This is a genomic window from Lysinibacillus sp. CNPSo 3705 (assembly GCF_028674935.1).
Taxonomy (GTDB): Bacteria; Bacillota; Bacilli; order Bacillales_A; family Planococcaceae; genus Lysinibacillus.
Map to the genome: position 1 here is coordinate 22944 of NZ_JAQZSD010000032.1, position 12743 is coordinate 35686.

General features: G+C 34.8%; 12 protein-coding genes. All 12 read right to left on the reverse strand.

The genetic code is table 11. From position 1 onward, the window contains the following. Positions 1–21: 21 nt before the first annotated feature. The 12 genes from fliD to pseH all read right to left on the reverse strand — a co-directional run bounded on the left by fliD (position 22) and on the right by pseH (position 12533). Positions 22–2328 (reverse strand): flagellar filament capping protein FliD, encoded by a 2307-nt coding sequence (fliD, locus tag PVA17_RS14560; protein WP_274068073.1) that lies wholly within the window; start codon positions 2326–2328, stop codon positions 22–24. A 22-nt stretch (positions 2329–2350) separates the two neighbouring features. Beyond that, positions 2351–2638 carry a flagellar protein FlaG gene (locus tag PVA17_RS14565; protein ID WP_483308026.1) on the reverse strand — a complete coding sequence of 96 codons (288 nt, stop codon included), beginning with the start codon at positions 2636–2638 and terminating at the stop codon, positions 2351–2353. A gap of 266 nt (positions 2639–2904) precedes the next feature. Continuing rightward, positions 2905–4557 (reverse strand): phospho-sugar mutase, encoded by a 1653-nt coding sequence (locus PVA17_RS14570; RefSeq protein ID WP_483308027.1) that lies wholly within the window; start codon positions 4555–4557, stop codon positions 2905–2907. Positions 4558–4594: 37 nt separating this feature from the next. Then, positions 4595–5809 (reverse strand): glucose-6-phosphate isomerase, encoded by a 1215-nt coding sequence (locus PVA17_RS14575; RefSeq protein ID WP_274068076.1) that lies wholly within the window; start codon positions 5807–5809, stop codon positions 4595–4597. A gap of 59 nt (positions 5810–5868) precedes the next feature. Next, positions 5869–7011, reverse strand: a complete 1143-nt coding sequence (gene pseC, locus PVA17_RS14580) for a UDP-4-amino-4,6-dideoxy-N-acetyl-beta-L-altrosamine transaminase (protein ID WP_274068077.1) — start codon at positions 7009–7011, stop codon at positions 5869–5871. After that, positions 7008–8054 carry a pseudaminic acid synthase gene (gene pseI, locus PVA17_RS14585; RefSeq protein WP_274068078.1) on the reverse strand — a complete coding sequence of 349 codons (1047 nt, stop codon included), beginning with the start codon at positions 8052–8054 and terminating at the stop codon, positions 7008–7010. The genes pseC and pseI overlap by 4 nt, the downstream gene beginning before the upstream one ends. Further along, entirely contained in the window at positions 8051–9019 is a 969-nt protein-coding gene (gene pseG, locus PVA17_RS14590; protein ID WP_274068079.1) for a UDP-2,4-diacetamido-2,4,6-trideoxy-beta-L-altropyranose hydrolase, read from the reverse strand. The genes pseI and pseG overlap by 4 nt, the downstream gene beginning before the upstream one ends. Next, a complete protein-coding gene (locus PVA17_RS14595) occupies positions 9016–9741 on the reverse strand; it encodes a glycosyltransferase family protein (protein ID WP_274068080.1) in 726 nt (241 codons plus the stop codon). Before PVA17_RS14595 ends, pseG begins: the two co-directional genes overlap by 4 nt. A 34-nt stretch (positions 9742–9775) precedes the next feature. After that, positions 9776–10501, reverse strand: a complete 726-nt coding sequence (locus PVA17_RS14600) for an SDR family NAD(P)-dependent oxidoreductase (RefSeq protein WP_079559511.1) — start codon at positions 10499–10501, stop codon at positions 9776–9778. Then, positions 10498–11745, reverse strand: a complete 1248-nt coding sequence (locus tag PVA17_RS14605; RefSeq protein WP_274068081.1) for an ANL family adenylate-forming protein — start codon at positions 11743–11745, stop codon at positions 10498–10500. The genes PVA17_RS14600 and PVA17_RS14605 overlap by 4 nt, the downstream gene beginning before the upstream one ends. A 1-nt stretch (position 11746) precedes the next feature. Continuing rightward, positions 11747–11971, reverse strand: a complete 225-nt coding sequence (locus PVA17_RS14610; RefSeq protein ID WP_274068082.1) for an acyl carrier protein — start codon at positions 11969–11971, stop codon at positions 11747–11749. 25 nt (positions 11972–11996) lie between these two features. Further along, positions 11997–12533, reverse strand: coding sequence for a UDP-4-amino-4,6-dideoxy-N-acetyl-beta-L-altrosamine N-acetyltransferase (gene pseH, locus PVA17_RS14615; protein ID WP_274068083.1), 537 nt, complete (start codon positions 12531–12533; stop codon positions 11997–11999). Between the last annotated feature and the right edge of the window lie 210 nt (positions 12534–12743).

Here is a 12743-nt window from a genome sequence, read left to right on the forward strand (position 1 = left end):
ATCTCCTACCTTGCCTCTAATTTAGAAGCCTCCTCCAGAACCTTGCATGAACATACCAGATTGCTGGTTTGCTTTATTGATTGCTGTCTCCATGGCTGTGAATTGTTTCCAATAACGTTGTTCTACACTTACCAAGCGTTTTTGCATTCTTTCAATACGTGTATCTAAATCAATCATACTTTTACCAATATTATATTGGTGATCAGTCATTGTTGAACGGCCAGCTTTATTCTCAATTTTCAATTTGAAGTCGTCAATTGAATCTCTTAAACGTTGTGCAATTCCACGTGAATCAACAGTTTTTGATTGTCCAGTAACAGGATCAATGATAGTATCTTTTGCCTTTCCCGTCTGCGTAAATATTTGGGCTACTTGATCTGGATTTTTTTCTAATGCCGCACGTAATTTAGTCTCATTAATTTCTAATGTACCACCATCACTAACTTTAGAGGACGTTGTTATCCCAATTTCTGATAACGAGTCAATTGTACTATCGCTTAATCCACCTATTGCTCCCGTAAAGTTCATTCGCATTTTAGATAAACCATCTCTTAAAATTTGATCATTTCTTAATAAACCGCTCCTTGCTTTCTCTTCCCATAACTTAATTTCACTTTCAGACATTTTTTCTCTTTGCTCACTTGTTAACGGAGCATAGTCACGATATTTAGTTTCTTTTAAAGAGCCATTTAGTTCGTTTACTAAACCATTGTAAGTAGTTACAAACTCCTTAATTTTTGTCATCATCGAATCAATGTCATTGGAAGCTGACACTGAAACGCCTTGTGTAGCAGGGTTGTAATCAGTATTAAATGTACCATTCAGCTTAACAGAATAACCTTGAATATTTATTGTATTAGATTGACTTTCCATTTCCAAATCATTAATTTTATATTTAGCATTTGTTCCTTTTCCAGATAAGTTAACCGTTGCTTCTCCTGATGGGGGGCTACTAACAAATCCAAGTTTATTGAATAGCTCAAAGCCGGAATTATCAATGCTTTCAGATTGATCTTCATTCACCATTTTCACACTTTTCAATTGAATATCAGCATCTACATTCTCATTATTTGTTCCAGTATTATTAGCTGAAATAGACATTTGTCCATTAGAGAATAATGCAGTTACTCCTGCACCAGATGAATTAATTCGTTTAATAAGAGAATCAACTGTATCTGTTGCTTTAAATTCAATAATAGTATCTTTCATTTTACCATCAGCTTGAACAGCACTTATTTTAAATTTACCATCATTTAATAGACCTAAATGTTGTAGTGTGGTACTTGATGTAGGTGACTCTGAAGTTCCACCATGTGTAGCAATCTCTACTTGAGAAAAAGCTTTTGAGGAAGCACCTACAGTTTGTGCTACACCAAGTTTACCTAAATCTGTTTGGCTTCCATTATCAAATTGTAATGTTTCACCATCTTTCGCTTTAATATTTAATTTACCTGTTTTTGCATCAAATGAAGCATCTAAGCCCTCTGCGTTTAAATCCTTTACTAAATCTCCTATAGTCTTGTTAGGATCAATACTTACCGTTTTAGGTGATTCACCACCGATAGAGAAGGTTAAACTAGATCCGTTAATACCCAACTCACCTAAAGTTGTAGACGATTTAGCTAATATTTCTTTAGTTCCATCATTTGGATCTTTTATTTTAATTTCAGATGATGTATAAGATGTTGAAAAACCTAACTGGTCTCTCAAAAATGCAGCGCTATCTGCATCTGCTACCTCTACTTTTTTACCTTCAAAAGAACCTAGTGAAAATTTCCCTGTTTTTTCATCATAACTTGCCTTCTCGAAACCAGCATCTTTTAATTGTTGTACTAATCCTGAGACAGTAGTTGTGGAATCAATATTTATGTTTTGATTTACACCATCAATTTTAAAATTAACTTGAGTCGGCACAGAAAGATTGTTATCAATACTTGCTAGTATATCTGTTCCTACCGCATTTCTATAAGTTGTCTGTTCTGCTGTTTTGGCACCTGATGTTGCCGCAGTAGCAAGTGATTGAACTCCTTGAATATTTAAAGAACTCGAAGCACCTGAACCAGCAGTAATGGATACTTTATCTGCATTAGCACCAGATATTGTAGTAGATTTTTTTACAAAGTTACTAGACATTATAAAATTATCGAACATATTTTTACTAAATGTATCTATTTTTGTGTTTACACTTCGATAAGCATCTCGTTGCCATTCATATTTTGTTTTTTGCTGCTGTAATTTGTACAAAGGTGCGCGTTCTGCCGACATAAGTTTTGCTACGATACTATCTATATCCATCCCTGAGGCTAATCCGCCAATTCTTGAAACCATATTTACATCCTCCTAATTTTACTTAAATTTTTTCGTCTACTATCATTCCCACCATTTTCTGCATTTCATAGAAAGCATCTAATAATTTTTTGGGTGGAATTTCCTTTACTACTTCTTCGGTATCACGATTTACAATCGTTACATAATAACGTTCCAAACCCTCGTGATAAATAAATTTCGAAGAACTGTTATTGATTTCTAAAAATTCATTTACAACATCAACTACCTGTTGCAGTTTATTTTTTGAAACTTCTTGTTCTTCCCCGGTAGAAGTTGCTTTTTCTTCTAATGGTTTAGTGATTGTTTCCATTGAAACATTAGGCGTCATATTTTCCTGCACATTCATTGCTTTTGTATTGATTGGTTCAGTAGTCATGTCAACTGACTGTCCTTGCGATGCAATACGCATATAATTCAACCTCCTAAACTTTTCATTTCTTAACATTATTATCGGAAGGATTTTCTATTGTTTCACGTTTTTTGACAAACAATCAGCTAGAGCCTTGTTGAAAATAAAAAAAGCCTCCTGAATTTTTGTTGGAAATTAATTCAAGAGGTTAAAATTTTATAAAAAAATTATTTAATTATTTTACGCATAAAATCTTCAATGTTAGCTAGAGTTTCATCTGCCTCTGCTTTATTGTCTTTTTTTACGCTTATATAAACTTTACATTTTGGTTCTGTCCCAGAAGGTCGAACACAAATCCATGATCCATCATCCAGAATATACTTTAATACATCTGTTGGAGGTAATGATAATGTCTGCTTTTCCTCATTAGCCAAGTATATAAAACCACTTTTATAATCCTCTACTTCTCTAACTTTGATACCAGCCATCTCAGTTAACTTACTATTCCTTAAATACTCCATAATATGGGCTATGAGTTTTTGTCCTTCTACCCCATCATATGTAAAAGATAGTAATTTTTCTTGATAGTACCCATACTGTTTATAAAGTGAATTTAGTACACCTAATAGTGTTAAATCATGTTCAGCGTAATAGGCAGCCATTTCCGCAGTTAAAAGGGCAATTTGTACTGCGTCTTTATCTCTGACAAAGCTTCCTGCTAGATATCCATAGCTTTCTTCATATCCAAATAAAAATGAATACTCACCTGTTGATTCAAATTCAGCAATTTTCTCTGCTATAAATTTAAATCCTGTAAGAGTGTTAATAGTTTTGATATTAAAACTTTCAGCAATAGCTGTTCCTAACTCCGATGTCACAATTGTTTTTAACATGACACCATTTCTCGGTAAAGAACCTTCAAGCTTCCTTTTAGTAAGTATATAATTTAATAATAGGGCTCCAAGCTGGTTACCTGTTAATAATTGATATTCATCCTTAATAGAAATTGCTACACCTAAGCGGTCTGCATCAGGGTCTGTCGCAAGAATTAATTCCGCTCCAACTTTCTTACCAAGTGCTATCCCCATTTCAAAAGCGGGTGCTTCTTCAGGATTTGGATAATTTACTGTTGGGAAATCACCATCTTGAATAGCTTGTTCATTTACAATATAGACATTTGTAAAACCTGCCTCTGTTAAAGCACGCATTGTTGGCACAAGACCTGTACCATGCAAAGGAGTAAAGACTATGTTTATATCCTTTTTACCATTAGCATGAACAAGTGTTTTTAGAGCTACATTATACGCATCATCCAATTTTTCTAGCATCTCAATGCAATAACCCGATGTAAATAATTCATCTTTTGTGAGAGAATGAATTTTAAAAATATCTTCTACACTTTTCATATGTTCAGAGACTTCATCGGCAAATTGAGGTGTTAGCTGTGCTCCATCTGGTCCATATACTTTAAAACCATTATATTCTTTAGGATTATGACTTGCTGTAATAACTACTCCAGCATAAGCCGCTAAATATCGAATAGCAAAACTTAATTCAGGAGTTGGTCGACTTTCGCTAAAAACATAGCTTTGTATACCATGTGCAGCCAAAACTCCTGCTGTTTCATAAGCAAACTCCTGTGAAAAATGTCGTGTATCATACGCAATAACGACACCACTTATTTTCGCCGCTTCTCCCTGACATTCAATTTGACGAGCTAATCCTTCAGCTACTAAACGAATGGTATGAACATTGATACGATTCGTGCCGGCGCCTAACTTCCCACGCATTCCACCCGTACCAAAAGGAACTAACTGATAGAAATGATCTTCTATCGCTTGTTTATTATTAGCAATTTCTAGCAGTTCATCTTGATACATACTATTCGCTTTTTGTCGCCATAACTCATACAACTCTCTATGCACGAACCTTCACCACATCTTCCTTTAACAACTCTAACATTTTCTTTTTATATGCTTCTACACCAGGCTGATCAAATGGATTCACCTCAAGTAAGTTAGCACTAATAACACATGCTTTCATAAAGAACATCATCAAATATCCAACATGATATGCATCTAATTTTGGCAATTCTATACGAATAACAGGGACGCCACCTTCTTCATGTGCGAGGGCTACCCCGTCTTTTGATGTTGCATTTATATCATTCATAGATCTACCTGCTAAATAATTCAGACCATCTATATTTTCAGCAGAAAAAGGGATTTCAATATCTTCTTCAATATTGTCAAAGTGAATAAGTGTCTCAAACATTATGCGACTTCCCTCTTGAATAAACTGCCCAATAGCGTGTAAATCTGTCGAATAGTTCACAGTTGAAGGATACAATCCTTTGTTCTCTTTACCTTCACTTTCTCCAAATAACTGCTTCCACCATTCATGTAATTTATTGAGTCTCGGCTCAAACGAAGCAAGTAATTCAACGGAGTAACCCTGTTTATATAATGCATAACGATTATACGCATAATCGACAGCGCTGTTCGAATCACTAGAAAAATCTAATTCTGCTTGTCTTCCACCACGTACAAATGCTTCTATATCAATACCAGCAACAGCTATTGGTAGTAAACCTACTGGCGTAAAAACTGAATAACGTCCTCCTACTTCAGTCGGAACGATAAATTGACGATATCCTTCTTTAAGGGTTATTTTCCTTAAAATTCCTTTTTCAGCATCAGTAGTAACAATTATTCTTTTATGTGACTCCTTACCATATCGTCGCTCCATATATTTTTTCACAACTCGAAAGGCAAGCGCAGGCTCCATCGTTGAACCAGACTTTGAAATAACATTGACATAAACGTCCTTCGTATCTAAATAAGACAATAGCTGCTTTAAATACGCACCACTCATATTATTTCCAGCATATAAAATTTCGACACCATTATTAGTATGGAAATAAGGAGTTAGAGCATCAATTACCGCACGTGCACCAAGAAAAGAACCACCGACACCAATAACTAGAAAAATCTGTGCTCTTGAATTTATTTGATTTGCAACATTTTGAATCGTAAAAAGCTCTTGCATAGTAACAGGATTATAATGCTGCATGCTCGGATTTTCTGAAATTTTCATTTTAGGGAGATCAGTTAGTGGCTGAAAATTAATCATGTCGTCAACTCCTGTTAAAACAGCCTACTCTTTTTAGAGTAAGCTGTATGTTATACTACTTATTTCGGCTGTTTTAATAATTCTTTAATATTCGACACGATTATTGATAAATCTTCTACTGTCATATTTGGATGAATTGGTAATGTTAAAGCTCTTTCATACCACTTTTCAGCAATTGGACATATTCCACGTTCATAACCCAGTTCCTGATAATATGGGTGCCAATAGACAGGAATATAATGTACATGAACTCCTATATTCAAAGATCTCATTTGTTCAAACACAAACTTCCGCGATATTCCCTCAAGCTGAACCATATACAAATGCCAGCCGGAATTAGTTCCCTCTAGCTGCTGTGGAACGATAATTCCTTCTATATCTTGAAATGCCTCCGTATAAAAAGCTGCAATTTCACGACGTTGTTGGATAAACGTATCAATTTTTTTCATTTGTGATAAACCAAGTGCGGCTTGTAAATCAGTCATTCGATAATTATAGCCAAGGTCAGTCATTTCATAATACCAACCACCTTGATCAGCCGAATAGTCCGTTCGTTCAATACCATGACTATGGAATAGTTGTAATTTACGATAATAGTCCTCATTATTCGTTACAATAATACCGCCTTCAGCTGTCGTAATTGGCTTCACAGGATGGAAGCTAAACATTGTCATATCTGCCTGTGTACCAACTTTTTTCTCTTTATATTCAGCACCAAGAGAATGCGCACCGTCTTCAATCACAACTAGATTGTGTTCACGTGCGATATCTATAATGACATCCATATCAGCTGGTTGACCTGTAAAATCAACTGGGATAATTGCCTTTGTATTTGGTGTAATCTTTTTTCTTATCTCTTCAGGATTAATGTTGTAAGTATTTGCATCAATATCTGCAAAGACAACCTTTCCTCCCATATATCTAACACAGTTAGCACTGGCTGCGAAAGTAATTGGTGATGTAATAACTTCATCTCCAACACCAATCCCTGCCGCATAACAGGCTGCGTGAAGTGCTGCAGTTCCATTGCAAAAAGCAACTGCATATTGAGTACCAACATAATTGGCAATTGCCTGTTCAAACTGTTGAATTTTTGGGCCCTGTGTTAAAAAAGGTGAGCGTAATGTTTCTATAACAATTTGTATATCGTCTTCATCTATTGATTGCCTACCGTAGGAAAGAAATTGATTGAGTTTTTTCAAAGTAATAACTCCCAACTTAAAGGTGTTCCCTTTTTTACATCTTGCTTAACAGTCTTTCCAAGTACTAAATCATAGTATTTTGTTGGCAGCCCCAAACCTGGTCGAACATTTCGAAGATTTTCTTCTGTTAAAACGTCGCATGCTTTTAAGTCTTCCCCTATATATAATGAACGTCGGAATTTAGTTGAGTCCTTTTCAGCTTCTGTTGGACCATATTGAATTTGCCCTAAGCTTTGCCACGCTCGTTCAGTTTCCTCTACAAGCATTTTTAACTCCTGTGGCTCCATAGAAAATGTTGAATCCACTCCACCATCGGAACGAGAGGTAGTAAAGTGTTTCTCAATAACAGTTGCTCCAAGAGTTACTGCAGCAACCGATACACCAACACCAATCGTATGGTCTGATAAACCAATTTCAGTACCAAACAACTCTCGCATATGAGGTATAGTGGCTAAATTAGAGTTTGCAGATGTAGCAGGGTATGTACTTGTACATTTTAATAATACAATTTGATGATTTCCTTCAGCTCTCGCAGCTCGAACCGCTTCATCAAGCTCTGCTGCTGTTGCCATACCAGTAGAAATAATAATTGGTTTACCAGTGCGAGCAACTTTTCGAATTAATGGAATATCAACATTTTCAAAGGATGCAATCTTATAAGCAGGTACATTCAAAGTTTCTAAAAAATCGACAGCTGTTTCGTCAAAAGGTGAACTGAAAGCTAGTAATCCATGTTCTTTTGCACGATTAAAAATTGCCTCATGCCATTCCCAAGGGGTGTATGCTTCTTTATACAAATTATATAGGGAATTCCCTTTCCAAAGGTTCGCATCGTCTTGAATAAAAAACTCACCTGTGTGAACATCCAATGTAATTGTATCAGGTGTATACGTTTGTAGCTTTAACGCATCCACTCCAGCTTCAGCTGCTAAATCTACTAAATGCAAAGCTCTTTCTAATGATTGATTATGATTGCCAGACATTTCTGCAATAATAAAAGGCTTTGCATGCTTGCCAATTTCTTTATGTCCAATTTTAATCATGCTAACAACTCCATTATGTGTGATAACCAAGCATTTGGTTGTGGTGTGGCAGTTAATTGTAAACCAATTTTTTCATGTCGCTCCACATCTATATCGCCCAACCCATTTAACAAATGCTTATACTTATCTACTGTGACATCTTCATACCATCCTAAATTAATGACTGCCCCAAGTTGATCTGCATAGTTAGTTGTAATGAGCTGATTTTCAGCAACTATAGTACTTGAAGATGGGAGTCCAACATAGCAGCGCTCCCACATTGAACTTCCACCTGTACCAATGGAAAAATCCGCTTGCTGCATAAGCTGTGCTATATAAGAAATTTGACAATGATAATGGTAATTTCGTTCACGACAAATTTGCTCAATTTTTTCTTTATGTGCATTTCCTTTACCTACAACAACATCCACATGGGTAAAACTCAATTTTTCTAGTGCAGTCAATATTTTCGTTGTTTCATTGGTTGGATCAGTTCCCCCCATAAATACAAGAAGTCGATGAATATTTTGATTGCTCTGTCGAATTTGCTGACGAGCTTCAATAAACTCCTCACGCATAATTAAATACTTTGGACCCAGTAATTTGATACAATGCTTTGGTACAAGATTATCATAACGGTCCTTAAAGTTTGGTACAACATTTTGATCTAGTAATACATCACAATCATGCTCTCTTGCCAAATCATCAATCACTACTAGCTTTTTAGTATAAAATCGAATATTTTGTTCCCATTCCATATCAATCCCGTAATGATCAATAATATAAAGATTAGCCTGTTCAGCATTAACAATAGTTTCATATCCTTGTTGTGAAACATAATCTATCAAATTGCCCGCATGTGGCTCCATCCAAAATTGAACATGGCAACCTTTCTGCCTTAAATTATGAGCAATTGTTAAACAACGCATAACATGACCGCTTCCAATTTCTACTGATGCGTCAGTACGAATAATTATTTTTTTCATTTAATCACCGGTTTTTGTTCAATATGTGCATTTAATCTAGCAACCTGAGGTGTTGCTTTTAAATAACGAATAACTTCTAAACTTGATACAAGGGTGTTATTAAAATGCTTCGCTACTGTCGAAACCAATTTATAATCTTCCACAGTATCTAACGTTAGACGTAACTCAGGAGCTATACGGTTTGAAGGCACATTATATGTAACTGCATTGAATTCCTTAGGAAATTCATATGCATAATAAGTGACATGCTCACGATGGCGAGATTCAGTCCCCCTCTCATATATACGTAATAGTGCATCATAGGAAACGAGTTCAACCGCTAATCCACGAGAAAGCTCTCCATTCATTAATACTATGTCTTTCTGCTCCTTTTCCATTAGTGAAACAATCTCACTTGCCATTTCATAATCAAGAAAGGGACAATCTGATGTAACACGCATAACATAATCAGGTTTATAAATTTTAGAACATTGCACATATCGATCCAGTACATCATCTTCAGAACCACGGAAATAAGATACCTTATGAATTTCACACCATTCTGCAATTGCATCATCCTGTGGTAAATGACTAGTCGCAACTACTACTTCACTAACTCCTTTAATTGCTCGACACCGTTCTATATCATATGTAAGTACATCTACATCGCCAAGTTCTTTCAAAACTTTTCCAGGTAGGCGAGATGACCCCATTCTTGCTTGAATAATAACTATTGTTTTCAAATAATCACACCCTACATTACATAGAAATTTTCTATTATATTGTTCCATTGTCAACATGAACAACTGTACCTGTAATCGACTTTGCTTGATCAGAAAGTAAGAAAAGTACTGTACTCGCTACACTTGATATATCCGTTTCCTTTTTCAAAGATGTTCTTTGGTAAATACGTGCTTTTTGGTCTTCTGTCAATGCTGTACTCATACTTGTTTCCATAAAACCTGGTACAACACAGTTAGAACGGATTCCTTTGCTACCCCATTCTCTAGCAGTATTTTTAGAAAATGCTTCCATCGCTCCCTTAGATGCTGCATACATGCTCAACCCTTTATATCCCGTATGAGCACTGATAGAGGATATATGTACGATAGAGCCCTGCGTTTTATGCAATAACATATCTCTAATTGCATACTTCGATAGGTGCATAGCTGCAAATACATTCACTTGGAACATTGTCTGCAATTGTTGAACATTAAGGTTAGAGACAATGTCGTCATATGCCATAGCTGAATTATTTACGAGTCCGTATATTGATCCTATTTTACGGATCTCCTCCATATATAATTGCTTTATACCATCCACATCTGTTAAATCATATGAGAGTGGTTTGAATCGGTCTGGGTATTTTGCTAACAGTTCGCCCGCAGCATCTTCACTTGAACGGCTAATACCAATAACACCAAATTCTGTTTTAGCTAGTATTTGATGAACAATTTCCCTGCCGACTCCTCTTGAATCACCAGACACAATAATCCATTTCATTTTCTGACCTTCTTTCCCGTTCTTGTACTAGGAAGTTCATCTACAAACTTAATAATGCGTGGAACTTTCCACTCTTGTAAATGTATAGATGCATATTGTTTTATTTCTTTTTTCAACTCTTTTTCATCCATTTCCTGATTTTTGATAACGTCTGCGACAAGTAACTCACCCGTAACACTATTATTTTTAGACTTTACTAGAATATCGATAACACCTGGAACTTGCATTAGTATATTCTCTACTTCGAGCGGATTCACTTTGTAGCCTCCTACATTAACCATATCCGACTGACGTGATTGGAACTTAAAATGTGTTTCATCAACCAATTCAACAAGATCTCCAGTGTGAAACCATTCACTATCCAGTGATAGAGACTTTGAATGTCCAAGTAAAGAATGATGTATACATAATTCCTGTTGTGCTGTAATTTTCACCCACTGTTGATGCTCCAGCTTAATTTCAAAAGTATCTCTTTGTGCTGTAAATAAACTACCTGCCTCAGTCGATGCATATATATTAATCATCTTAGCATTTGGAAAAACAGCTTTTAACTTATCTTCTAAAAGTAAATCAAACTTTTCTCCACCAAATGTCACTCTTTTGACCATAGAAAACGTATTTCCTTGTACATAAGGAAGTACATTTCTATAAAAAGTTGCCGTAGATGAAATATGAGTTATCTGATATTCCTCAATTAATGCTGGTATCTTCTTCATTGACTCACCAAACATATAAATTAATGTGTTTTGATTGAGAAATGCTTGAAAAAACACTTGCAATCCAGCCATATGAGTAGGATTATAGGCAAAAGCCCAAATATCATTTTCAAACTTCTTATGGATTTTTACGTTTCTTGTAAGTGTTTGGAAAGTATGACTCATCTTTTTAGGACGCCCTGTTGTACCTGATGTATATAGAGTTAATTGCCAGTTTTCTATATCTTTCACTCGTTGCATGACTTCATCTAACTTCTGAAGATTGAGGTGTTCTTTTAGTTTTGACTTCAATGTTAACGCATTTACATCAATACCTAATTCACTTATCTCTTTTTCAGAAAAATCTCCATCTAACACTTCAATTGGATAGTCAAAAAGCAGACTGTGAACAATACCTAAGAAAACATCGTAGGGGTGATTATCCTTCACATATAAATAAGGTATTTCATATTCCTTGTTATTCAAATCCAATAGCAATTTCTGATAACTATAAGCAATATCATTATGTATTAAAAAAACATTTTCCATATTATTTCCCTTCGATTTTAACAATGATTTCACCTATTGTTTGAACGATACCGTCTTCGAAAATGTCTATATCAAATTCATCTTCAATTCGTACTGTTAATTCCGCTAACATTAAAGAGTCTAGTTGTAAATCTTCTCTTAAATCCATAGTAGCTTCTAAAGATTCAATTAATTCATATCCTGATTCTTCTCGCATTTCATTAATAATTAATAATAATTTATCCATTTATTTATTCTCCAATTCTATATTTTTACTCTTCAAATTCACATACATACTTTTGGAATTTATTTAGCTTTAGCCAATCTTCTTTTAGAAGCTCCAATAAATTCAAATCAGAGTACGAACCATTTTTTAAAATATGATCTTTATATACGCCAACCATTCTATAACCATGCATTAAATTCAACTTAATAACATTGTTATTCCCTTCCATCACTTCTGCAGTGATTTTATGAAATTCGAACTTTGAAAATATATAATTATAAAAGTATGGAGGTATAATCCCTCCATATAAGCGATACTTTTCTTCTCCTATATAAAAGCCCCAGCTCGTTCTTTTATTCACAAAATCTATATTATTTAAAGAAATTACGCCTATTGGCTTTTCCTTTATTTCAATAATCCAATAAGCATCGGTTTTTGAATTTGAAATACTTCTAAACCACTCTCTCTGTTTATCCATATCTTTTTCAATATCCGTGTTCATGAATTTAGTGACATCTTCCTGTGTTCTCCATTCCAAAACTTGTTCAAGATGCTCTTCTCTAAGTTTAATAAAGCGAATCATTTAGAACCTCCATAAGAAATTAATATTCACTAAAAAATATTCCATATTATTTATCGGATATTTTATCTAACATTGTATTTCTAGTTATATAATAACAAAAAATACGACTTCCACGTATTGTATGAAAGCCGCATTTTAGTTATTTTATTGTCTCAAGTATCTACAATCAATAATTGGAAAGTCCTGTTATATCTTCTTCTACTATATGGT

Coding starts and splice junctions, on each gene's coding strand:
- PVA17_RS14600 (WP_079559511.1), bottom strand. CDS start 10,501: ATGAAATGGATTATTGTGTCTGGTGATTCAAGAGGAGTCGGCAGGGAA.
- PVA17_RS14610 (WP_274068082.1), bottom strand. CDS start 11,971: ATGGATAAATTATTATTAATTATTAATGAAATGCGAGAAGAATCAGGA.
- PVA17_RS14605 (WP_274068081.1), bottom strand. CDS start 11,745: ATGGAAAATGTTTTTTTAATACATAATGATATTGCTTATAGTTATCAG.
- PVA17_RS14570 (WP_483308027.1), bottom strand. CDS start 4,557: ATGTATCAAGATGAACTGCTAGAAATTGCTAATAATAAACAAGCGATA.
- pseI (WP_274068078.1), bottom strand. CDS start 8,054: ATGATTAAAATTGGACATAAAGAAATTGGCAAGCATGCAAAGCCTTTT.
- pseH (WP_274068083.1), bottom strand. CDS start 12,533: ATGATTCGCTTTATTAAACTTAGAGAAGAGCATCTTGAACAAGTTTTG.
- fliD (WP_274068073.1), bottom strand. CDS start 2,328: ATGGTTTCAAGAATTGGCGGATTAGCCTCAGGGATGGATATAGATAGT.
- PVA17_RS14565 (WP_483308026.1), bottom strand. CDS start 2,638: ATGGAAACAATCACTAAACCATTAGAAGAAAAAGCAACTTCTACCGGG.
- pseG (WP_274068079.1), bottom strand. CDS start 9,019: ATGAAAAAAATAATTATTCGTACTGACGCATCAGTAGAAATTGGAAGC.
- PVA17_RS14575 (WP_274068076.1), bottom strand. CDS start 5,809: ATGATTAATTTTCAGCCACTAACTGATCTCCCTAAAATGAAAATTTCA.